Annotated in this window: 21 protein-coding genes; 7 read left to right on the top strand and 14 right to left on the bottom strand. The window is 76.2% G+C overall.

Features of this window, described 5'->3' with window-relative positions:
• The first annotated feature begins 30 nt into the window (after positions 1 to 30).
• Genes cydB through cydC form a run of 3 tightly spaced genes read left to right on the top strand, consistent with a single transcriptional unit; the run spans position 31 to position 4,509 of the window.
• On the top strand, positions 31 to 1,089 hold the full coding sequence (gene cydB / locus Q7T67_RS20810; protein WP_304794589.1) for a cytochrome d ubiquinol oxidase subunit II: 1,059 nt from the start codon (positions 31 to 33) through the stop codon (positions 1,087 to 1,089).
• A 1-nt stretch (position 1,090) separates the two neighbouring features.
• A complete protein-coding gene (gene cydD / locus Q7T67_RS20805) occupies positions 1,091 to 2,833 on the top strand; it encodes a thiol reductant ABC exporter subunit CydD (RefSeq protein ID WP_304794586.1) in 1,743 nt (580 codons plus the stop codon).
• Positions 2,830 to 4,509 (top strand): thiol reductant ABC exporter subunit CydC, encoded by a 1,680-nt coding sequence (gene cydC, locus Q7T67_RS20800; RefSeq protein WP_304794583.1) that lies wholly within the window; start codon positions 2,830 to 2,832, stop codon positions 4,507 to 4,509. Before cydD ends, cydC begins: the two co-directional genes overlap by 4 nt.
• A 64-nt stretch (positions 4,510 to 4,573) precedes the next feature.
• Here cydC and Q7T67_RS20795 read toward each other — a convergent pair whose 3' ends face one another.
• The gene (locus Q7T67_RS20795; RefSeq protein WP_304794580.1) at positions 4,574 to 4,999 is read right to left on the bottom strand and encodes a hypothetical protein; all 426 of its coding nucleotides are present in this window, start codon (positions 4,997 to 4,999) and stop codon (positions 4,574 to 4,576) included.
• 154 nt (positions 5,000 to 5,153) lie between these two features.
• On the opposite strand from Q7T67_RS20795, the gene Q7T67_RS20790 reads away from it, so the two are divergent.
• Positions 5,154 to 5,705, top strand: coding sequence for a hypothetical protein (locus Q7T67_RS20790; RefSeq protein ID WP_304794577.1), 552 nt, complete (start codon positions 5,154 to 5,156; stop codon positions 5,703 to 5,705).
• A 24-nt stretch (positions 5,706 to 5,729) separates the two neighbouring features.
• Here the strand turns inward: Q7T67_RS20790 and Q7T67_RS20785 are convergent, their stop codons facing one another.
• From Q7T67_RS20785 to Q7T67_RS20770, 4 genes are all read right to left on the bottom strand, one after another.
• Complete coding sequence (locus tag Q7T67_RS20785; protein ID WP_304794574.1) at positions 5,730 to 7,454, bottom strand: SulP family inorganic anion transporter; 1,725 nt, start codon at positions 7,452 to 7,454, stop codon at positions 5,730 to 5,732.
• Entirely contained in the window at positions 7,451 to 8,173 is a 723-nt protein-coding gene (locus Q7T67_RS20780; RefSeq protein ID WP_304794571.1) for a flavodoxin domain-containing protein, read from the bottom strand. Before Q7T67_RS20780 ends, Q7T67_RS20785 begins: the two co-directional genes overlap by 4 nt.
• A gap of 94 nt (positions 8,174 to 8,267) precedes the next feature.
• The gene (locus Q7T67_RS20775; protein ID WP_304794568.1) at positions 8,268 to 8,870 is read right to left on the bottom strand and encodes a DNA-binding response regulator; all 603 of its coding nucleotides are present in this window, start codon (positions 8,868 to 8,870) and stop codon (positions 8,268 to 8,270) included.
• Complete coding sequence (locus Q7T67_RS20770; RefSeq protein WP_304794565.1) at positions 8,867 to 10,099, bottom strand: sensor histidine kinase; 1,233 nt, start codon at positions 10,097 to 10,099, stop codon at positions 8,867 to 8,869. The genes Q7T67_RS20775 and Q7T67_RS20770 overlap by 4 nt, the downstream gene beginning before the upstream one ends.
• Positions 10,100 to 10,213: 114 nt before the next feature.
• On the opposite strand from Q7T67_RS20770, the gene Q7T67_RS20765 reads away from it, so the two are divergent.
• Both Q7T67_RS20765 and Q7T67_RS20760 read left to right on the top strand, forming a co-directional pair.
• Entirely contained in the window at positions 10,214 to 11,128 is a 915-nt protein-coding gene (locus Q7T67_RS20765) for an ABC transporter ATP-binding protein (RefSeq protein WP_304794563.1), read from the top strand.
• Positions 11,125 to 11,985 (top strand): ABC transporter permease, encoded by an 861-nt coding sequence (locus Q7T67_RS20760; protein ID WP_304794560.1) that lies wholly within the window; start codon positions 11,125 to 11,127, stop codon positions 11,983 to 11,985. Before Q7T67_RS20765 ends, Q7T67_RS20760 begins: the two co-directional genes overlap by 4 nt.
• On the opposite strand, the gene Q7T67_RS20755 is transcribed toward Q7T67_RS20760, so the two are convergent.
• From Q7T67_RS20755 to Q7T67_RS20740, 4 genes are all read right to left on the bottom strand, one after another.
• Complete coding sequence (locus Q7T67_RS20755) at positions 11,960 to 13,045, bottom strand: agmatine/peptidylarginine deiminase (protein WP_304794558.1); 1,086 nt, start codon at positions 13,043 to 13,045, stop codon at positions 11,960 to 11,962. The two genes, Q7T67_RS20760 and Q7T67_RS20755, sit on opposite strands and share 26 nt — an antisense overlap.
• On the bottom strand, positions 13,042 to 14,022 hold the full coding sequence (locus tag Q7T67_RS20750) for a nitrilase-related carbon-nitrogen hydrolase (protein WP_304794556.1): 981 nt from the start codon (positions 14,020 to 14,022) through the stop codon (positions 13,042 to 13,044). Before Q7T67_RS20750 ends, Q7T67_RS20755 begins: the two co-directional genes overlap by 4 nt.
• A 121-nt stretch (positions 14,023 to 14,143) precedes the next feature.
• Positions 14,144 to 14,764 carry a TetR/AcrR family transcriptional regulator gene (locus tag Q7T67_RS20745; RefSeq protein WP_304794553.1) on the bottom strand — a complete coding sequence of 207 codons (621 nt, stop codon included), beginning with the start codon at positions 14,762 to 14,764 and terminating at the stop codon, positions 14,144 to 14,146.
• 124 nt (positions 14,765 to 14,888) lie between these two features.
• Complete coding sequence (locus Q7T67_RS20740; RefSeq protein WP_304794550.1) at positions 14,889 to 15,071, bottom strand: hypothetical protein; 183 nt, start codon at positions 15,069 to 15,071, stop codon at positions 14,889 to 14,891.
• A 333-nt stretch (positions 15,072 to 15,404) separates the two neighbouring features.
• Here Q7T67_RS20740 and Q7T67_RS20735 point away from each other — a divergent pair, with 333 nt between their 5' ends.
• Positions 15,405 to 15,854, top strand: a complete 450-nt coding sequence (locus tag Q7T67_RS20735; protein WP_304794548.1) for a hypothetical protein — start codon at positions 15,405 to 15,407, stop codon at positions 15,852 to 15,854.
• A 42-nt stretch (positions 15,855 to 15,896) separates the two neighbouring features.
• On the opposite strand, the gene Q7T67_RS20730 is transcribed toward Q7T67_RS20735, so the two are convergent.
• From Q7T67_RS20730 to Q7T67_RS20710, 5 genes are all read right to left on the bottom strand, one after another.
• The gene (locus tag Q7T67_RS20730; protein WP_304794544.1) at positions 15,897 to 16,250 is read right to left on the bottom strand and encodes a Na-translocating system protein MpsC family protein; all 354 of its coding nucleotides are present in this window, start codon (positions 16,248 to 16,250) and stop codon (positions 15,897 to 15,899) included.
• The gene (locus Q7T67_RS20725) at positions 16,247 to 16,882 is read right to left on the bottom strand and encodes an RNA polymerase sigma factor (RefSeq protein ID WP_304794541.1); all 636 of its coding nucleotides are present in this window, start codon (positions 16,880 to 16,882) and stop codon (positions 16,247 to 16,249) included. Before Q7T67_RS20725 ends, Q7T67_RS20730 begins: the two co-directional genes overlap by 4 nt.
• A gap of 29 nt (positions 16,883 to 16,911) precedes the next feature.
• Positions 16,912 to 17,943, bottom strand: coding sequence for a MerR family transcriptional regulator (locus Q7T67_RS20720; RefSeq protein ID WP_304794538.1), 1,032 nt, complete (start codon positions 17,941 to 17,943; stop codon positions 16,912 to 16,914).
• Positions 17,944 to 18,157: 214 nt separating this feature from the next.
• Positions 18,158 to 18,679: a flavin reductase family protein gene (locus Q7T67_RS20715; protein WP_304794536.1), complete on the bottom strand. Its 522-nt coding sequence runs from the start codon at positions 18,677 to 18,679 to the stop codon at positions 18,158 to 18,160.
• 5 nt (positions 18,680 to 18,684) lie between these two features.
• A complete protein-coding gene (locus Q7T67_RS20710; RefSeq protein ID WP_304794533.1) occupies positions 18,685 to 19,362 on the bottom strand; it encodes an EthD domain-containing protein in 678 nt (225 codons plus the stop codon).
• Positions 19,363 to 19,399: the final 37 nt, after the last annotated feature.

The raw sequence follows: 19,399 nt of genomic DNA, 5'->3' as shown, positions 1-19,399 counted from the left end.
TCCGACCGCGAATCGATCCGGCACACGCTCATGGACCTCCCCACCGTCTGGTTCCTCCTCATCGCCGCCTTCTGGGCCGGCTACCTCGTCCTCGAGGGCTTCGACTTCGGCGTCGGCATGCTCCTGTTCGTCCTGGCGAAGACCCCGGGGGAGCGCGACCAGATGGTCCGCACCTTCGGGCCCGTCTGGGACGGCAACGAGGTCTGGCTGATCGTCGCCGGCGCCTCGATGTTCGCGGCGTTCCCCAACTGGTACGCGTCGATGTTCAGCGCGCTGTACCTGCCGCTGCTGATCCTGCTCGTCGCGCTGATCCTGCGCGTGCTCGCCATCGAGTACCGCCGCAAGCACGAGGACGACATCGTCTGGACCACGCGCTGGGACCGCGTCCTGGTCGGCTGCTCGGTGCTCGCCCCGGCGATGGTCGCCGCCGCGCTCGCCGACGTCGTGCGCGGGATCCCGCTCGACGCCAACAGCGACTTCACGGGGACCCTCCTCGACCTGCTGAGCCCCTATGCGTTGCTCGGCGTCGTCGCGATCCTCTCGCTCTTCGTGCTCCACGGCGCGACGTTCCTCGGGGTCCGGACCGAGGGGGCGCTGCGCCAGCGCAGCCGTCGGCTGGCGCTTCGGGCGTGGCCGGTCGCGACGGTGCTCGTGGGGGCCTTCGGGCTGTGGTCGCTGTTCGGTCAGGGCGGCGGCGCGTCCGTCGTCGGAGCCGTCGGGGTCGCCGTCGCCGTCGCCGGCCTGCTCGCCGGCGGAGCGGCGCTCCTGCGCGGGCACGAGTCCGCCGCGTTCGCCGGGACGGTCGTGACGATCCTCGGCGCCGCGGTGCTGCTGTTCGCCCAGCTGTGGCCGAACGTGCTGCCCTCGACCGACGACCCGGCCGGCACGCTCAGCGTCGCGAGCGCCGCGTCCTCGCCCTACACGCTGAAGGTCATGACCTGGGTGGCGGTCGTCATGGCACCGATCGTCTTCCTCTACCAGGGGTGGTCCTACTGGATCTTCCGCCACCGGGTCGCCGCCGACGGGTTCTCGACGGCGGCGAGCCCGCTGGACGCCCTGCAGCGGCGGCGCGCCGCCGAGGACGCCTGAGATGGCCGCCGAGCCGCGCCGCGGTCGCGGGCGCCGCGACCTCACGGTCCTCGCCCCGGAGCTGCGGCCGCTGACCCGGCGCACGGCCGCGCTCGGCGTGGCCGCGACGGCGTGCACCCTGGCCGGCGCCGTCCTCCTGGCGCACGCCATCGCGATCGGGGTGGAGGGCGTGCCGCGGACCGACGACGCCGTCCGGACCCTCGGAGCGCTGGCCGTCGCGGTGCTGCTGCGGGCCGCCCTCGGGGCGGCCGCGGAGATCGACGGCCGCCGCACCGGGCACCGCGCGGTCGCGGCGCTGCGGCGACGCGTCGTGGTCATGACCCTCGCCTCCGCGTCCTCGGGTGCCGCCCGGCCCGGCGCCCTGGCGGCGACCAGCGTCCACGGCGCCGGCGCGCTGGCGGACTACGCCGGCCGCTACGTGCCCCAGCGCGCCGTCGCCGGGGTCGGGCCGATCCTCGCGCTCGCCGCGGTCGCCGCCTTCGACCCGCTGTCGGCCGCGCTCCTGGCCGTCGCCGTCCCGATCGTGATCCTCTTCCTCGCCCTGGTCGGCCTGCAGGCCCGCGACGCCGCCGAGCACCGCACCGCCGCGCTCGGGCTGCTCGACGGGCATCTGCTCGACGTGCTCCGGGGCCTCCCCGTGCTGCGGGCGTTCGGTCGGGAGGACGTGCAGATCCGGCAGGTGCGCGTCGCGGGCGAGTCCTACCGCCGCGGCACCATGGCCGTCCTGCGCGCCGCGTTCCTCTCGGGCTTCGTGCTCGAGTTCGTGGCGATGCTCGGCACCGCGCTGGTGGCCGTCGCCTGCGGCATCCGACTGGCCGCGGGCGACATGGCGTTCGCGCCCGCGATCGCCGCGCTGGTCCTCGCCCCGGAGGTCTTCGCCCCGCTGCGCCGCCTGGGCGCGGAGTACCACGCGGCGGCCGAGGCGGAGCCCGTCCTGCGGGCGCTGGTCGAGGGCGGCGACCGCGACCACCTCGTCCCCACCGGCGAGCCCGACGGACCGCTGCCCGATCCGGCCCGCGAGGCGCTGGTCCTGCGCGGCGTCCGGGTGGCCGCCCCGGGCCGCGAGCGCCCGGCGCTCGACGGCCTCGACCTGCACGTGGCGGCGGGTCGCACGACCGCGCTCGTCGGCCCGCCCGGCTCCGGCAAGACGACGGTCCTGCGCCTGCTGGCCGGCCTGCGCGGCCCCGACGGGGGGACCGTCGGCTGCGGCGACGTCGCCCTGGCCGACGCGGACCTCGACGGCTGGCGGGCGGGCGTCGCCTGGATCCCCCAGCACCCCGTCCTGCTCCCGGGCACGCTGCGCGAGAACGTCGCTCTCGGCGCGGACGCCGACGACGCCGCGCTCGGGGAGGCGCTCCGGGCGGTGGGACTCGGGCCGCTCCTGCGGGCGCTGCCGCACGGACTGGACACCGTCGTCGGTGACGGCGGGCTGCCGCTCTCGGCCGGTGAGCGGCGCCGGGTGGCGATCGCCCGCGCGATCGCGAGCCGCCCCCGCCTGGTCCTCGTCGACGAGCCGACGGCCAACCTCGACGCGGTCACCGCGGCCGGGGTCGTCGACGCCCTGGAGCACCTGCTGCGCGGTCGGACCGCCGTCCTCTGCACCCACGACTCGGCACCGCTGAGCCTGGCGGACGAGGTCGTCGCGCTCCGGGACGGGCGGCGCGACGGGCCGGTCGGGCCGGTCGGGGATCCGCCGCCCGGTCTCCCGGCCGCGGTGCCCGCGACGGCGGGGGCCCGGGCGTGAGCACCGTCGCCCGCGAGGGCACCCTCGCCACCGTCCGACGCGCGGTCCGGATCGCCTCGCCCGACGAGCGGCGCCGGCTTGCGGGGGCCGCCGCGCTGGGGGCGGTCTCCAGCCTGGCGGGCACCGCGCTCCTGGCCCTGTCGGGCTACCTCATCGCGCGTGCCGCGGAGCAGCCGCCGGTCCTGTCGCTGACGGTCGCGATCGTCTGCGTGCGGGGCCTCGGCGTCCTGCGTGCCGTCTCGCGGTACGCGGAGCGGCTCGTCGGGCACGACGCCGTCCTCGGCACGCTGACCCGCCTGCGGGCGGGGACCTTCGCCGCGCTCGTCCCCCGGATCCCCGGCGCGGTCGGCGGCCGCTCCAGCGCCGAGCTCCTCGACGGGATCGTCGCCGACGTCGACCGCGTCCAGGACGTCTTCCTCCGCTCGCTGGCCCCGCTCGCCGCGGGCCTGCTCGTCACCGTCGCGGGCGTGGTCGCGGCCGCACTCGTGCTGCCGGCCGCGGCGGTCGTCGTGCTCGTCGTCGCGGTCCTCCTCGGGGCGGTCGTCCCCGCGGTCGCCCGCCGTGCGGCCCGCGGGACCGCCGCCCGCCTGGCCCCGCTGCGCGCCCGGGTCGTCCGGGACGTCGCGACGACGCTCGACGCGGCCCCGGAGATCGTGATGTCGGGCGCCGCTGACCGGCACGCCGAGCGCGTCGCGAGCGCGTCCGACCGCCTCACGGCGCTGGAGCTGCGCGTCGCCACCCGCGACGCCCTCGTCGGGGCGACCGCGGTGGCGGTGGCCGGTCTGGGCACCGTCGCGGTCGTCGCGGTCGCGCTGCTCGCGCGCGCCGACGGGCGCATCGGTCCGACCTCCGTCGGGCTCCTCGCGCTCCTGGCACTCGGGCTGGGCGAGGCGTTGACCGGGCTGCCGCAGGCGGCCCGCGAGCTGCACGACAGCACCGACGCGGTCCGCCGCGTCGAGCGCCTGGCCGCGGCGCCGGCGACCGGTGGGGCGGCACGGCCGGAGGACGGCACCGGACGCCCCGACGGCGGGGTCGTCCGGCTCCGCGACGTCGCGGTCCGTCGTGGCGGTCGGACCGTCCTACGCGGCACGTCGATGACCGTCGGCGCGGGGGAGCGCGTCGCGCTCGTCGGGCCCAGCGGCGTGGGCAAGAGCACGATCGTGGACCTCCTGGTCGGGTTCGTCGACCCCGGGGAGTGGACCGGCGAGGCCTCCGTCGGCGGCTGCGACCTGCGCACCGCCGACGGCCGTGCGCTCCGCCGGACGGTGCTCGGTCTGCCGCAGGACCCCTACGTCTTCGACGCGAGCCTGCGGGCGAACCTCGTCCTCGCCCGACCCGACGCCGGCGACGACGAGCTGGTCGCGGCGCTGCGCGCCGTGGGGGCGGGGGCCTGGCTCGCCGGTCTGGAGGACGGCCTCGACACGCCGCTGGGCGATCGCGGGGCCCGGTGCTCGGGCGGCGAGCGCCAGCGGATCGGCCTGGCCCGCGGGGTGCTGGCCCGCGGCCACGCGCTCGTCCTGCTGGACGAGCCGGCCAGCCACCTGCCGCCCGCGGAGGCGGTGGAGGCCCTCCGGGCGGTCCTCGACGCCGTCCCCGGTCGCGCGGCGCTGATCGTCGCCCATCGGCCCGAGGAGGCCGCGCTGGCGCCGCGGGCCGTGACGCTCGCGGCTGACTGAGCGCGGGGAGTTCCCCGCACGTCGGCCACCGGGACCGCCGATCGCCGTGCCGGGCCGCCGCGGGTCAGACGGCGTCGCGCGCGTCGCGTGCGTCCATGCGGGCCAGCGACGAGTCCAGGAGGGCGTACTCGGCCTCGTCCAGCGCGGCGTAGGCCAGGGCGAGAGCGGCGTCGGCGTCGGCGCCGGCGCGGTCGGCGCGGGCCTCCGCGCGCTGGGCGTCGTGGTCGGCCTTCGCGTGGTCCTCGGTCCTGCGGATGCGCGCGACGTTGGTGCTCCAGCTCCGGTGCAGGTCACCCCACCAGGCGGAGACGTCGTCGCGGACGACGGCGGCGCCGGCCTGCAGGCCGGACGCTCCGTGGTGCGCCGCGTCGCGGGCGTGCGACACCTGCTCGGCGAGCTCGCCGCGGGTGCGCGACGCCGCCCCGTTGGCGGCGTCCTCGACCTGCTTGGCGCGGTGGGAGAGGGAGGTCAGGGGCGCGATCGTGGTCATGGACCGAGCGTAGGAGCGGCTGACGGCCCGCGCATGGGGGCGGAGCCCCCGGCGCGCTGCGGACAACCCCGGAGGACGGGCCGTGGAAGGCCCCGATGCCCGGCCGGGTCGCGATCGCGACAGTCGGCTGCATCGCCCCGACCGAGGACCACCGATGAGGACCACCGACCGCCGAGCGGTCACCGCGCCGGCGGCCCCTGCCGACGTCCCGGCGCGGTGGTCGGACGTTCCGCCGTCGCCGTCCGACCGGCGCGCGCGTCGGCTGGCGGGTCAGGTCCACGACGGTCAGATGGACCGCCTGGGCGGCCACATGCTCGACCACGTCCTCCGGGTCGCGGCGTCCGTGCCGCCGGCTGCGCGGACGGTGGCGCTCGTCCACGACGTCTGCGAACGGGACGGCGGGACACCGGACCAGGTCGCCGTCCGGCTGCACCTGACGGCCGAGGAGCGCGAAGCCCTCGTGCTCCTCACGAAGACCACCGGGGAGCGCCTCCTCGACCACACCCGTCGGGTGATCGCCGCCCCTGCCGGTCCCGCGCGGGACCTCGCGCTGGTGGTCAAGCGGGCCGACATCGACGACCACCGTGCGCGTGCCGCGGCCCCGGACCCCAGCTACGACGAGGTGCGAGAGCTGGTGCGGGGCGCGTTGTCGGCAACGACCGCGGCCGGTCCGGGGCTCCCGGACGGTGTGGCCGCGGCTCGGTAGTCGCCCGGTCCTGCTCGGACCCGCTCAGGCGGTGGCGGCCCCCGCGGTCGGCGCGGCCCCCGGGCCCGGCGGATCAGCGGGGCGCGCGAGGAGCCGCGCGAGCCGCAGGGCCGGCTCCAGCTCCGCGAAGACGTGCCCCGTGCGCTCGACGTCCTCCAGCGCGCCGACGGTGCGCAGCAGGCCGGCGTGTGCCGGGTCCGCGACCTTCAGCAGCACCTCGATGTCGCGGTCGTGCAGCTCCTGCACGATCGCCCCGAGGGCCCGCGCGCCGGTGGCGTCCAGCATCGCCAGGTCGCCGAGCCGCAGGACGACGACGCGGACGTCGGTCGTGGCGGTCAGCTCCCGCAGGAACCGGGCGGCGACGGCGAAGAACAGCGGCCCGTCGAGCCGGTAGACGAGGACGTGGCGGCGGAGGAGCTCGCGCTCCGTCTCGTCGTCCACGCCGAAGTCCTGCTCCACCCGCACCGCCTGCGCGGTCCCGGCCAGCTTGACGACGGCGACCAGCACGGCGACCGCGATGCCGAGCTCGACGGCGGTGACGAGGTCGAAGACCACGGTGGCCCCGGCGGTCAGCACGAAGACCGCGGCGTCGGTGCGGGTGGAGCGCAGGACGGCCGCGACCGTGTGCCGCTCGACCATCCGCCACGCCGTCACGAGCAGCACGCCGGCGAGCGCGACGAGGGGGATCCGGGCGACGACGCCCGACGCCGCCGCCATCAGGGCCAGCAGCACGAGGGCGTGGACGACCGCGGCGGCCCGCGTGCGGGCGCCCGAGCGGACGTTGACCGCCGTCCGGGCGAGCGCCCCCGTCGCGGGCAGGCCGCCGAAGAACGCCGACCCGACGTTCGCGACGCCCTGGCCGACGAGCTCGCGGTCGGGGTCGTGGCGCTCGCGGTCGCTCATGCCGTCGGCGACCTCGGCGGAGAGCAGGCTCTCCAGCGCGGCCAGTGCGGCGACGACGAGTGCCGGTACGACGAGCCCGCCGAGCCCGGTCAGGTCGGGCAGGGCGGGGGTCGGCAGACTGCTGGGCAGTGCGCCGATGCGCGCGACGTCGAGGCCCAGGACCCCGGCGAGCAGGGTCGCGACGACGATCGCGACGAGGCTCGCCGGCAGCGCCCGGTGCAGACGGGGCAGCAGGGCCGTCAGGCCGGCGGCGATTACGAGCAGGCCGACGACGCCGACGTCGGGGTGCTCGGCGAACCGGCCGATCGCCCGCCCCGCGACGAGCGCCGCGTTCTCGCCGTCGGGCTTCTCGACGCCCAGGGCGGAGGGCACCTGCTGCGCGGCGATGACCACGGCGATGCCGAGGGTGAAGCCCTCGACGACCGGCCACGGGATGAAGGCGACGAGCCGTCCGAGCCCCAGGACCCCCGCGAGGACGACGAAGACGCCCGCCAGCAGGGCGACCGCGGGGACGACGCCGACGCCGTGGGCGGCGACGAGCGGCACGAGGACGACGGTCATCGCGCCGGTCGGGCCCGAGACCTGGACCGACGACCCGCCGAAGACCGCCGCCAGCGTCCCCGCGACCACGGCGGTCACGAGCCCGGCGGTCGCGCCGACCCCGGACGCCGCGCCGAAGGCCAGCGCCAGGGGCAGCGCGACGACCGCGACCGTGACGCCGGCGACCAGGTCGCCGGTCCATCCGCGGGACCGCAGGCCGTCGTAGTCGGAGGCCCGGGGCGCGAGCGCGCGCAGGCGGGCGACGAGGGCCGGCACCGACGCCGCCCCGGTGCCGGGGTGCGTCATCGCCCTGACGGGTCGCGCCCGGACGGCACGGCCGGGCCGTCCGGGGCGGAGGTGCCCGGGACGGTGCGGCCTGCGGGGCGGTGCGTCAGCAGCGAGGCGGGGGAGTGCTGCACGGTCCGCGGGGACGCCGGGACGGACGGGGCCACGACGTGCTGCCTCCCGGCGGCGCCGGCGGGATCCGTGAGCAGAGCGAGGAAGCGCTGCTCGAGCTTGGCGAGGGCCTCCCAGTCCGTGAAGTCGGTGTCGTGCCCGGCGGCGGCGTCGAGGCCGTGCCGCGCGGCTTCCTCGCGCAGCCCCGCCCGGGCGAACGGCGGGGTGCCGTCGTGGTCCACCGCGCCCCCGATGCTCGCCGCGATGGCCGGGGAGACGTCCGACCGCAGGACGAGCTCCGCCAGGAGCGCCCGTGCCTCCGACCTCGAGCCCGCGCTCGTGCCGGCGGCCGCGAGCGAGACGGAGAGCACGAGCGTCGGCCCCCGGTCGATCGCCGCCCGATGGCGCGCCATCCACGCGACCGTGTCGCCGTCGTGGCTGCGGTGGTGGACGGGTGCGACGACGACGATCCCCGTGGCGTGCTCGGGGTCCGCCGACCGGGCGTCGTGCGCCGGGACGGTCCGCGCCCGCAGACCCGCAGCCGTCACGGCGGAGGCGACGTGCTCGGCGATCCGGCGCGCGTGGCCGTGGACGCTGGAGTAGAGGACGAGGACGGTGGGGCTGAGCACGGGTCCCGAGCGTAGGTCCGGCCGCCCGCTCGGACATCGGGGCGGAGCCGGCGTGATGCTGCGGAGGTCTACGCATCGCGCGCCGTCGCCGCCCCTAGATCCAGCCCTCCTCCCACGCGATCCGTGCGGCATCGGCGCGCGACGAGGCCCCGAGCTTCGCCATCGCCGCGGAGAGGTAGTTGCGCACGGTGCCCGGCGCCAGGTGCGCGGCGGTGGCGATCGCACCGGCGCTCAGGCCCTCGCGGACGAGCCGCAGCACCTCGAGCTCGCGGTCGCTGAGCGGGCAGGCGCCCTCGGTCAGGGCGGTGGCCGCGATCTCGGAGTCGACGTACCGGCCGCCGGCGTGCACGTCGCGGAGGATCCGGGCCAGTCGGTCGGCCGGGGTGGTCTTGGGCACGAAGCCGCGGACCCCGCCGGCCAGCGCGCGACGCAGGACCCCGGGGCGCGCGTGGCGCGTCACCAGCACGATCGGCACGGTGCGGTGCGCGAGGATCCGCAGGGCGGCCTCGACGCCGTCGAGCCGGGGCATCTCGAGGTCCAGCACGACGAGGTCGGGCTCGTGCTCGGCGGCCAGGGCGACGGCCTGCTCGCCGTCGCCGGCCTGCGCGACGACGGTCATGTCGGCCTCGAGCCCCAGGAGCGACGCGAGCGCGTCGCGCAGCAGGTCCTCGTCGTCGGCCAGCAGCAGACGGATCATCGGGGCGCCCGCCCGGTCAGCGCGAACCCGCGGCCGGGCAGCGCGCCGGCCTCGACGTGCCCGCCGACCGCCGCGAACCGCTCGCGCAGGCCGACCACGCCGGTGCCCGGCTCGTCCTCCGCGTCGTCCGGTGGGCGGGCGACGCCGTCGTCCTGCACCCGCAGCACGACGTCCGTGCCCTCGACCCGGACCGACAGCGTGCAGCGCCCGGCCTGCGTGTGGCGCAGCAGGTTGGTCGCCCCCTCGCGGACGAGGGAGCCGAACAGGGGCTGGAGCGGCTCGGGGACCTGCTCGGGCGTCCCGGTGATCGTGGTCTCCACCCCGGCGGCGCGCAGGATCTGGACCGCGTTCTCGAGCTCGGTGACGAGCCCCACCCGGCGGTAGCCCCGGACCAGCGCCCGGGTCTCCGCGAGCGCCTTGAGGGTCAGGTCCTGGACGTCCGCGGCGTGCCGCCGCGCACCGTCGTCGTCGGTGCCGACGAGCCGCCGGGCCAGCTCGGCCTTCAGCGAGATCGCCTGCAGGTGGTGGCCCTGGACGTCGTGCAGATCGGCCGCGAAGCGCAGGCGCTCGCGCAGGACGGCGAGCTCGCCCGCGGTGGAGCGGGCCTCGTCGAGGCGGACGGTCACGTCCCACAGCCACATCTGGAGGACGTCCGCCACGGCGATGAACACGACGGCGACGACGGTCGCGATCAGGATGCCGAGGACGTCGTTCCCGGAGGCGGCGGCCGCCGCCCCGCCGACGGCCGCGGCCAGCACCGCGCCCGCGACGATGAACGCCCGGCGGCGCCGCGCGGGGAGCCAGAGCGTCGCCGCGCCGAGCAGCCCGGCGAACGGCAGCCCCCACCACGTCTGGCCGGTGGAACCGTCGCCGGAGGAGAGCACGGCCAGCAGCGCGAGCGCGACGAGTCCGGCGGCCGGCACGCGCGGCCGCCGGAGCTCCCGCTCGTCGACCACGTCCATCGCGCCCAGCAGGAGCCGGAGCTGCTCGGCACCGACGACCAGCAGCGCCAGGGCGACCGCGGCGACGGCGGCCGGCGCGAGGTCCCGCCCGGCGAGGTCGACGACGGGCAGGGCCACGGTCATCACCGCGACGAAGATCAGCGACCAGCGCGTGAAGGTGCGGACCCGGGCCAGGTCGTCCGGCCGGCCGGACGACGGCGGCCGGGTGGCCGCGCCGCCGGGACCCGGAGCGTCGGCGTCGTCCGGACGTGCGTGGGCTGCGGCCATCACGATCAATGTAGCGGCGCCCTGACGCTCGCCCGCCCCGGGATGACAGGTGCACGTGATCCGGTGACGACCGGGCTCTGGTGGCCCCCTCGTCGTGCCGCGATGGTGCGGTCCATGGAGACGAACGACAGAGCGATCGACGTCCAGGGACTGCGTGCCGCCTACGGCGACCACGTGGCGGTCGACGGGGTGGACCTCACCGTCGACCGCGGGGAGCTGGTGGCCCTGCTGGGCACCAACGGCGCGGGCAAGACGACGACGATGGAGACCATCGAGGGGCATCGGGCGGCCCAGGGCGGGACGGTGACGGTGCTCGGCCACGACCCGTGGAGGGACCGCGACGAGATCCGCCCGCGGATGGGGATCATGCTCCAGTCCAGCGGCTTCGCCGGCGAGCTGACCGTCCACGAGACCGCGAAGCTGTGGACGCGCCTGCGCTCCCGGGCCGGCAGCCCCGACGCCGCGCTCGAGCGCCTGGACCTCGCGCACCGCCGCGACGTGCAGGTCAAGCAGCTCTCCGGCGGTGAGCAGCGCCGCCTCGACATGGCGATCGCGCTGCTCGGCGATCCCGAGGTGCTCTTCCTCGACGAGCCCTCGACCGGGCTGGACCCGCAGTCGCGACGACGGACGTGGGACGTCATCGCCGACCTCGTCGCCGGCGGCACCGCCGTCCTGATGACGACGCACTACATGGAGGAGGCCGAGAAGCTCGCCGACCGGATCGCGATCCTCGACGGCGGGCGGATCGCCCGCGAGGGCACGATGGCGCAGCTCGTGGCGGGCCTCGACGGCACGATCTCGTTCGTCCTCCCCGAGGACGACGACCCGCGGAACCCGCCGCCGGCCCTGCCCGACCTGGCCGGGACCGTCGAGGCCGCCCGCGGCGGGGTGGTCGTCGTGACCACCGACCACCTGCAGCGGGACCTCGCGACGCTGCTGGCCTGGGCCGACGGCCACGACCTGGCGCTCGGCCGGCTCCAGGCGTCCGAGAGCTCGCTGGACGACGTGTTCGCCGGGGTCCAGGCATGAGCCCCTCCACCGGGGGCTCGACCCGGACGACGCTCGACGACACCACGCAGGCACCCACCACCACGAAGGAGCACCCGACCATGCGTCCCGCCGCGACCCCGACGACCTCCCCGCCCACCGGGAACGTCTCGACGACGAAGGCGATCCTCGCCCTGGCGGGCAGCGAGGTCCGCCTCCTGCTCCGCAACCGCCTGGTCGCGACGACCGCGCTGGTCATCCCGGTCCTGATGGCGGTGGGGTACGGCGCCTCCGGCCTGCGCTACGGCGACGGGTCGGGCACCACCATCGCCCTCATGGTCCTCACCATGCTGCTCCTGACCGTCTACATGGCGGCGACCACCTCGATCGCGGCGCGGCGCACCGGTCTGGTGCTCAAGCGCATGCGCAGCGGCGAGACGCGGGAGTGGGCCATCCTCGCCGGGATGCTGCTGCCGACGGTCGTCCTGGCGGCGGCCCAGTCGGTGCTGATCGGCGCCGTGTTCGTCGCGTTCGGAGCCGACCTGCCCGAGAACCCGCTCCTGGTCCTCGCCGGCGCGGTCGGCGGGGCGGTGCTCTTCGCCCTCTTCGCACTGGTGACCGTCCGGGTCACCGCGACCCCCGAGACGGCGCAGGTCACCACGCTGCCGCTCTTCTTCGCGGCCCTGGCCGGCGCGTTCTGGACGATCACCAAGCCCCTCGACGAGGCCACGACGCTGATGATCGTCAACCCCGGCGGCGCGATCATGCACCTGGTCCAGGGCGGCTGGGACGGCGGCGGCGGCGACATGCTCACCGCGGCCGCGGCGCTCGTCTTCTGGGCCGGCCTGGCCTACGAGATCGCCAAGCGGACCTTCACCTGGGAGCCCCGGAGCTCGTGACCGCTCCCGGCCCGACCCCGGCCGCCGGCTGCTGCTGGGTGATGCAGTGGACGCCGCCGCCGCGCGCGAAGAGCTCGCGCGCGTCCACGCCCACGACGGTCCGGCCCGTGTAGGCGCCCCGCACGATCTCCGCGGCCCGTTCGTCGGCCTCGGGCTCGCCGAAGGCGCAGAGCACGACGCCGCCGTTGACGACGAGGTGGTTGATGTAGCTGTAGTCGACCGGGCCGTCGTCGTCGTGGGTGCACGCCGGCGCGGGGACCGGGACGACCTCGAGGAGCCGGCCGCGGGCGTCGCGCTCGCCGCGGAGCTGCTCGATCGTCGTCCTGCTCACCTCGTGGTCGGGGTGCGCGGGGTCCTGCTGGTCGTGGACGAGGACGACCCCCGGGCTCGCGAACGTCGCGACGATGTCGACGTGGCCGCGGGTGCCGAACTCGTCGTAGTCGCGGGTCAGACCGCGGGGCAGCCAGATCGCCCGCTCCACCCCGAGGGTCCGGGCGAGCTCGGCCTCGACGTCGGCGGCGCTCCAGCCGGGGTTGCGGCCCTCGTCGAGCTGGACGGTGCGGGTGACCAGCGCGGTGCCCTCGCCGTCGACGTGGATGCCGCCGCCCTCGTGGACCATCGGCGACGCGACGACCTCCGCGCCCGCCGCGCCGGCGACGGTGCGGGCGAGCTGCGCGTCGTGCTCCCACGAGGCCCACGCCTGCCCGCCCCAGCCGTTGAAGACCCAGTCGACGGCCCCGAGCCGGCCGTCGGCCCCGAGCACGAACGACGGGCCGCTGTCGCGGATCCACGCGTCGTCGATCGGGGTCACGAGGACCTCGACGCCGGGCGGGAGGTGACGCTCGGCGTCGGCGACCGAGCCGGGGTCGACGACCATCGTCACCGGCTCGAACGCGACGACGGCGGCGGCCACGGCGGCCCAGGCACCCCGGGCCCGCTCGGCGTCCTGCGCGCTGTCGCCGAGCGTGTAGCCCGCCGACGGCCACGCCATCCAGGTGCGGGCGTGGGGCGACCACTCCGCGGGCATGCGCCAGGCCCCGGACGGGCCGGAGCCGGTCATCGCGCGTCCTCCACCGGGTCGGTCAGCCGGCCGTAGGTGTCCGGACGGCGGGTGCCCAGGAACGGGAACAGGTCGAGCCAGTCGCGCCGCTGGTCGAGGTCGAGGTCGGCGACGAGCACCGCCGGCTCGTCGCGCGGCGCCTGCACGAGGACCCGGCCGTAGGGGTCGGAGATGAACGACGACCCGTAGAAGACGTTGCCCGTCGTCGTGCCGTCGGGACGCTGCAGCCGCTCGTCGCCGATGCGGTTGACGACGACCATGAACGTGCCGTTGGCGATCCCGTTGCCGACGATGACCTGCTGCCACAGCGGCTGGGTGTCGAACTCCGGGTGGTCGGGCTCGGACCCGATGGCGGTCGGGTAGACGAGGACCTCGGCGCCCGCGAGCGAGTAGGCCCGTGCGACCTCGGGGAACCACTGGTCCCAGCAGGTCGGCAGCCCGATCCGGCCGTCGGCGAGGTCCGGCCCGAGCCGCAGGACGGGGTAGGGGTCGTCGGCCGCGGGGCCGGGCCGGAAGTACCGGTCCTCGTAGTAGCCGGCGGTGACCGGGATGTGGAGCTTGCGCGTCCGGGCGACCATGGTGCCGTCCGGGGCGACGACGAACGCCGTGTTGAACCCGCGCCCGTCGGCCTCGGGGGCGCGCTCGAAGACCGACGCGTGGACGTGGACGCCGTGCCGCGCGGCGGCGGCCGTGGCGAACGCGTGCGTCGGGCCGCCGGGCAGGTCCTCGGCCGTCGCGTCGGGCGCGCCGTCGGGGACGACGTCGGCGAAGTACCGCGCCAGCGTCAGCTCCTGCAGGAAGACGATCCGCGCCCCGTTCTCGGCGGCGAGGCGAATCCCCTCGTCGAGGCCGGCGAGGTGCCGCTCGAGGTCGGTGTCCCAGTGGTGCTGGACCGCCCCGACGCGCAGCGGCGCACGGTCGGTGTCCCGGACGCGGGCCGGCGACGTGCCGGACCCGAAGTTGGTGATCAGCTGCATGGGAGGACCTCCGCCGGCGGTTCGAGACCGTCCTGAAACTTTTTCAGGACGGGTCGAGCGTGCCAACGGGAGGCGCGGAAGTCAAGGCGCGCGGGCCGGGGCGGCCCGCGTCGGAGCGGGGTTACTCCGCCGTCCCCGGCAGGACGTGCTCGACGGCGGCGCGCAGGTGCTCCCGCGCGCGGTCGAGCGTCATCGTGCCGGCGAGCCAGCGCAGGCTCAGGCCCTCGATCATCGTCGTGAGGTACTCGGCGGCGTCCGCGGCGCCGCCGGGTGCGCGGGCGGAGCCGTCCGCCACGGCGGCCTCGACGGCGCGCACGACCTTCGCGTTCCAGTCGTCGGTCACCCGCCCGAGTGCCTCGCGGAGCGCGGGGTCGAAGATCGCCGACGCGCTGACCTCGTTCCAGACGACGGAGTTGTTGCGCACCTGCGGGGCCTCGTCGAGCTCGGCCAGGAGTGCCGCGACGAGCCGGGAGCGGACGCCGTCCGTGCCGTCCCCGACGACGGAGTCCAGCGTGCTCGGGGCCTGCGCGTTGGCGTGCTCCAGCGCCGCCCGGACGAGTCCCGAGCGGTCGCCGAAGTGGTAGTAGAGGAGCCCGTTGGAGATCCCCGCCGCGCGGGCGACGTCCTCGATCCGCATCTGCCGGACGCCGCGGTGGGCGATCACGGAGGCGGCCGCCTGCAGGATCCGCTCCCGGGCCTCGCCCCGGCGGATCGTGGACCCGGTGGCCGGCTCGTCGGGCATCGCGCGCAGGGTACCCCCGGGCGCCCCGGGCCGGAGGGGTCGTCCCGTCCCGGGCGCCGCGCGGGCGTCGGCGACGGCGGGGGACGGGGAGGACCGCGGCGGCCGGGCCCGGCCCCGCCGTCCGTCAGTCGACGACGCGGAGCTCGTCGAGCGAGAACTCGCGGCCGATGGCCTGCTCGAACTGGACCTCGACCTGGCGCTCGTCGTCCCGGGTCGAGAGGACGGTGCCGTAGTAGCCGGGCCACCCCTCGGTCCGCGAAGGCAGCCATACGCGGGTGCCGGCCTTGAGCTGCGTCCTCGTCGTCATAACCGGAAGCTACGCCCGCCGCCGCGCCGCGTCCGGGCCGTTCAGGGGGTCGCGGGCGGCCGGGCGGGCCGGTCTCCTGCTGGGGGTTGAGGATTCGCGTGGTGCCTGGACGAACGTCCAGGGCAAACTGGTCAACGGAACTGGACGGTGCGTGGAGGACGTCCGTCCAGCCCCGCGTCGTCGATGGGCTCCCTCCGTCGCCGATGCCCCGCCACGAGTGGTCTTCCGGGCACCGACGTGGGGTGACGCGTGCGGTGGACGGCGAGCGGCGGGGTGTGAGCGGATCCTGAGGATCGCTTGCGGAGCCGGCGGCCCCGGGGAGATAGTCGATCCATGGAAGAGCGCCCCCAGGGCCGGACCGACGACGCGAGGGCGGCGGGCGACCGGCTCACGCCCCACGTGTTCGCGGACTGGATCACCGAGGACGTCGCCCAGCGGCTCTACGCCTCGCGTCAGGACATCGCCGACGCGGTCGTCGGGCTGCCCGCCGTCGACGTCGACGCCGAGGAGATCCGCGACCGCCTGCTCCACGTGATCCGGAACCTGCAGGACCTCGCGACCCGCCTGCGCGCCCGGCCCGAGGCCCACGCCTCGCCGGAGGAGCTCGCACGGTGCGCCGCGGCGGTGGCAAGCGAGTGCGAGGAGGCCCAGGCCCTGATCGCGCGGTGTGCGGGATCGCTGACCGAGGACCGGCGGATCCGTGCCGAGGGCGAGCGCCTGGCGCGGGACGGTCGGCGCCTGCAGCGCGCCTCGGTGGCGGTGGGGTCGGGCGCGACCGCCTGACGCCGGTCGCGGGTCACCGGCTCCAGCGGCCCGGCGGCTCCCTCAGGTCACCGGCTCCAGCAGGAAGGTGTCCGTCGTGGCGTCGGCCCGGGCGTTGAACCCCGGGACGTACGCGCCCACGGCGCGACCCGTGGCGCGCTCGACGACCGCCTCCATCTCCGGGGCCATGCCCGTCTGCAGGCGCTCGTGGACCGCTTGGGCGACGCCGGCGTGGTCGTACTCGACGAGAGACCTCTGGGCGGGGGTGTTGACGCCGCGCAGGACGCAGACGACGGCGTCCCCGGCGACGTGGACGTCGATGCGCAGCGGGCCGCGCCCGTACCGCGCCTTGTAGACGCGGGCGATCCCGTCGGCGATCTCCACGGTCGTCGACGGCGGCCGGTCCTGGACGGTCACGCCGCCTTCGGCTGCGCCGGCGCCGTGTCGGGTCCGGGCCCACCAGCGGCCGCGCGCATCCTGGCGAGGCCGCGCTGGATGCGTGCCTTGACCGTGCCGAGCGGGAGCCCGAGCCGCACCGCGATCTCCGCGTGGGAGAGCCCGCGAAAGAACGCCAGCTCGACGACCTGCTGCTGGTCGGCGTCGAGGACGTGCAGCAGCCGCCGGGTGGCGAGGGAGCTGACGTTGCGCAGGGCCGAGGACTCCGTCCCGCCGAGGGGATCGGTGGGCTGCAGCTCGACGGACGCGTCGTCGAGCGCATCCCGGTCGGTCGTGCGCTGATACACCCGGAGCTGGTCGATCGCGCGGTTGCGCACGATCGCCAGGACCCACGACCGCGCGGTCCCTCGCGCCGGGTCGAAGCGCCCGGCGGCCCTCCAGACCGAGAGGAACGCCTCCTGGCAGACGTCGTCGGCGCGCTGCGCGGTGCCCACCGCCCGGAACGACACGGCCCAGGCCGACGAGATGTGCCGGTCGTAGAACGCCTCGAACGCCCGCGCGTCGTGGTGCGCGGCACGCCGCATGAGCGCGTCGTCGGGGACGCACGACAGATCCGCGGGGGACGTCGTCGAGGGGCGCTCGGAGGTGACCATCGGCCCAACGTAGACGGCCCCCCCGCGGACTACGAGGAACCGGCGGCGGTGTACACGTCTTGTCCAGGTTCTCCGATCCCGCCGGTCGCGGTGGGGCGTGGGCCCCGCCCCTCCCCGAGCGCGAGGGCGGCGGAGACGGGATCGCCGGAGAGGAACTCCGCCCCGATCCTCTCGGCGAGCCCCTCGAGCGCCCCGGACCCGCCGATCGCGCAGCGCCGTGTCGCGGCCAGGCCGCGGAGGACGGGTCCGTCGACGAGACGTCCGCCCAGCGACGCGGTCACCACGACGAGGTCCGCGTCGATCTGCTCCGCGGCGTCCGCGACGACCTCGATCGGGGTGTCGGCTCCCAGGTTGACGATGCGCCACCCCTGTTGATGGAGGGCGATGCCGAAGCAGACGAGCCCGAGCGAGTGGCGTTCCCCGGGCGCGCAGGCCAGCAGGGCGCGCGGTCCGGATCCCCGATCCCAGCCCCGGGCGACGGCCATCAGCCGCACCTCGAGGAACGAGCTCGCGAAGTGCTCCTGCGCGATGGTCAGGTGCGCGTCCGTCCAACGCCGGCCGACGTCGGACATGTACGGCAGCAGCACGTCGCGCAGGACCGCCAGGCGGGAGTGGGCGAGGAAGAGCCGCTCCAGCACCCGCTGCCCGGCGGTCTCGTCGAACGCGTCGAGCGCCTCGCGCAGGTCCCGGTGGGCGACCAGGACCTCCGCGGGCCCGACCACCTGCTCCGTCCCGACGGTGGCCCCCATCCGGATCTCGAGGGTGCGCTCCGCGGCGAGCGCGGCCGGCGTCCCGAAGGCCAGGTGGCCGCGCATGATCCGGACGCGCTGCTCGTCGAGGTTGGAGTACAGGCGCTGGTTGCCCGCCGTGCGCCGGGGGTGCAGCAGCGCGTAGCGGCGCTCCCAGGCCCGCAGGGTGTCCGACGGCACCCCGGTGTGGAGTGCGAGCTGGCCGATCTTCATCCACCGGACCGGGTCCGGGTCCACGCCCGGGTCGGGACCGCGAGGCCGCGCCGCCCGGTCGGGGAGGTCGTGCTGCGGCACCACGGGACTCTCGGGCATGCGGGCCTTCGGACGACCACGAACCGGAAACCCCGGCCGTCCGATCCGGGAACCGGATCGTCTCCTTGGGCACGTCGTGCGGGACGGCCCCGACGCGACGCGACCGCGCTTCGCCTCCGCCCTGCGCGACCAGCCTAGTCCCCGGAGGCGCGGGGCACCGGTCGTCGCCGCACCCGGGCCCGGCGTCGCACCCGGTCGGCGCCGCTCCCCGGCCCTACCCGCCGAGGAGCGGGTACGTGCCGCGGCTGAACACCATGGGGTGGTCGTCGCCGGAGACGACGTCGAGGTCCAGGACGCGACCGACGGCCAGGAAGTGGTCGCCGAGCTCGATCTCGCGGTCCAGCTCGCAGTCGATCCAGGCCACGATGCCCTCGCGCAGGATCGGCGCGCCGGAGTGCGGCGCGGGGTGGGTCTCGACGCCGTCGAACTTGTCCCCACCCTTGCGGGAGAACTGGCGGGCGATCCCGTCCTGGCCCTGGGCGAGGACGTTGACGACGAAGCGCCCGGCCCCACGGATCGCCGGCCAGCTCGTGGAGGCGTGCGTGGGGTAGAAGCCGACGAGCTGCGGCGTCAGCGAGATCGAGGTGAACGAGCCGATGACCATGCCGGCCCTCGCCCCGTCGGCGTCGACGCCGGTGACCACGACGACGCTCGTGGGGACGTGGGAGAGGACGTGCCGGAAGGCCGCCGGGTCACCGTGCGGGACGACGCGGCGCGTCTGCGGAGCCGAGCGCATCGGCGTCAGCCCGAGACGCGCGCCGACGGCCAGAGCACCCGGTGCTCCGTCGCCAGCAGCGCCTCCGTCGTCGATCCGACGAGCTGCTTCCAGGCGTCCGGCGCGCCGTCCCGCCCGGCCTCGTAGGCCCGGCGATCCGGCCACCAGAGCTCGCGGACCCCACCGTACGGGGGTGCGTCGTCGGCGTACGCCTCCGAGGACGGGCGGCAGAGCACGTGGCGGGTGGCCCCGAGCCGCTCGCCGAGCTCGTGCTCCTGCTCGCGCGACGGCCCGACCGCTCCGGCGCCGTCGTCGTCGGCGGGCAGGAGCAGCAGCAGCTTCACGCCCGGAGCGTCCTGGGGCACCGGGGGGCCGGGGGCGATGACGTCCGGCTCCGTCATGAGGAACGCGAGTCGGTCGACGTCGATGAAGAGCGGCTCGTCGGCGTGGCACCCCTCGACGTAGTTCGGGTCCTCGCCCATGCCGGCGGCGGTCGCGAGGTCGTCGAACCAGACCTCCGCGATGCCCTCGTAGGGCGGGTCGACCAGGCCGCCGCCCGGGGCGGCGAGGCGGTGGCTCTGCAGGTACCCCTGCATCGTCGTGATCCGCAGCGCGAGGTCGCCGTGCGGGTGACGCCAGTGGTCGTGGAACTCCTCGACCGGCACGTCGGGTCGACGGGGGATGAGCGCGAAGACCTTGATCATGGCCCGATGCTGCTCCCCGTCCCGGGGCCGCTGGGGA

This window comes from Patulibacter sp. (assembly GCF_030655195.1).
In the GTDB taxonomy this organism is placed as follows: Bacteria; Actinomycetota; Thermoleophilia; order Solirubrobacterales; family Solirubrobacteraceae; genus Patulibacter.
The sequence above is the reverse complement of the archived record's forward strand: the minus strand, read 5'-3'. Positions and strand labels throughout refer to the sequence as shown.

Excerpts from the sequence above, each read along its gene's own strand:
- Q7T67_RS20750 (WP_304794556.1), bottom strand. The coding sequence starts at position 14,022 with ATGCAGCTGATCACCAACTTCGGGTCCGGCACGTCGCCGGCCCGCGTC.
- Q7T67_RS20785 (WP_304794574.1), bottom strand. The coding sequence starts at position 7,454 with ATGACGCACCCCGGCACCGGGGCGGCGTCGGTGCCGGCCCTCGTCGCC.
- Q7T67_RS20755 (WP_304794558.1), bottom strand. The coding sequence starts at position 13,045 with ATGACCGGCTCCGGCCCGTCCGGGGCCTGGCGCATGCCCGCGGAGTGG.
- Q7T67_RS20745 (WP_304794553.1), bottom strand. The coding sequence starts at position 14,764 with ATGCCCGACGAGCCGGCCACCGGGTCCACGATCCGCCGGGGCGAGGCC.
- Q7T67_RS20740 (WP_304794550.1), bottom strand. The coding sequence starts at position 15,071 with ATGACGACGAGGACGCAGCTCAAGGCCGGCACCCGCGTATGGCTGCCT.
- Q7T67_RS20710 (WP_304794533.1), bottom strand. The coding sequence starts at position 19,362 with ATGATCAAGGTCTTCGCGCTCATCCCCCGTCGACCCGACGTGCCGGTC.
- Q7T67_RS20725 (WP_304794541.1), bottom strand. The coding sequence starts at position 16,882 with ATGGTCACCTCCGAGCGCCCCTCGACGACGTCCCCCGCGGATCTGTCG.
- Q7T67_RS20765 (WP_304794563.1), top strand. The coding sequence starts at position 10,214 with ATGGAGACGAACGACAGAGCGATCGACGTCCAGGGACTGCGTGCCGCC.
- Q7T67_RS20775 (WP_304794568.1), bottom strand. The coding sequence starts at position 8,870 with ATGATCCGTCTGCTGCTGGCCGACGACGAGGACCTGCTGCGCGACGCG.
- Q7T67_RS20790 (WP_304794577.1), top strand. The coding sequence starts at position 5,154 with ATGAGGACCACCGACCGCCGAGCGGTCACCGCGCCGGCGGCCCCTGCC.
- Q7T67_RS20735 (WP_304794548.1), top strand. The coding sequence starts at position 15,405 with ATGGAAGAGCGCCCCCAGGGCCGGACCGACGACGCGAGGGCGGCGGGC.
- cydB (WP_304794589.1), top strand. The coding sequence starts at position 31 with ATGGACCTCCCCACCGTCTGGTTCCTCCTCATCGCCGCCTTCTGGGCC.
- Q7T67_RS20760 (WP_304794560.1), top strand. The coding sequence starts at position 11,125 with ATGAGCCCCTCCACCGGGGGCTCGACCCGGACGACGCTCGACGACACC.
- Q7T67_RS20715 (WP_304794536.1), bottom strand. The coding sequence starts at position 18,679 with ATGCGCTCGGCTCCGCAGACGCGCCGCGTCGTCCCGCACGGTGACCCG.
- Q7T67_RS20720 (WP_304794538.1), bottom strand. The coding sequence starts at position 17,943 with ATGCCCGAGAGTCCCGTGGTGCCGCAGCACGACCTCCCCGACCGGGCG.
- Q7T67_RS20770 (WP_304794565.1), bottom strand. The coding sequence starts at position 10,099 with ATGGCCGCAGCCCACGCACGTCCGGACGACGCCGACGCTCCGGGTCCC.
- cydD (WP_304794586.1), top strand. The coding sequence starts at position 1,091 with ATGGCCGCCGAGCCGCGCCGCGGTCGCGGGCGCCGCGACCTCACGGTC.
- Q7T67_RS20795 (WP_304794580.1), bottom strand. The coding sequence starts at position 4,999 with ATGACCACGATCGCGCCCCTGACCTCCCTCTCCCACCGCGCCAAGCAG.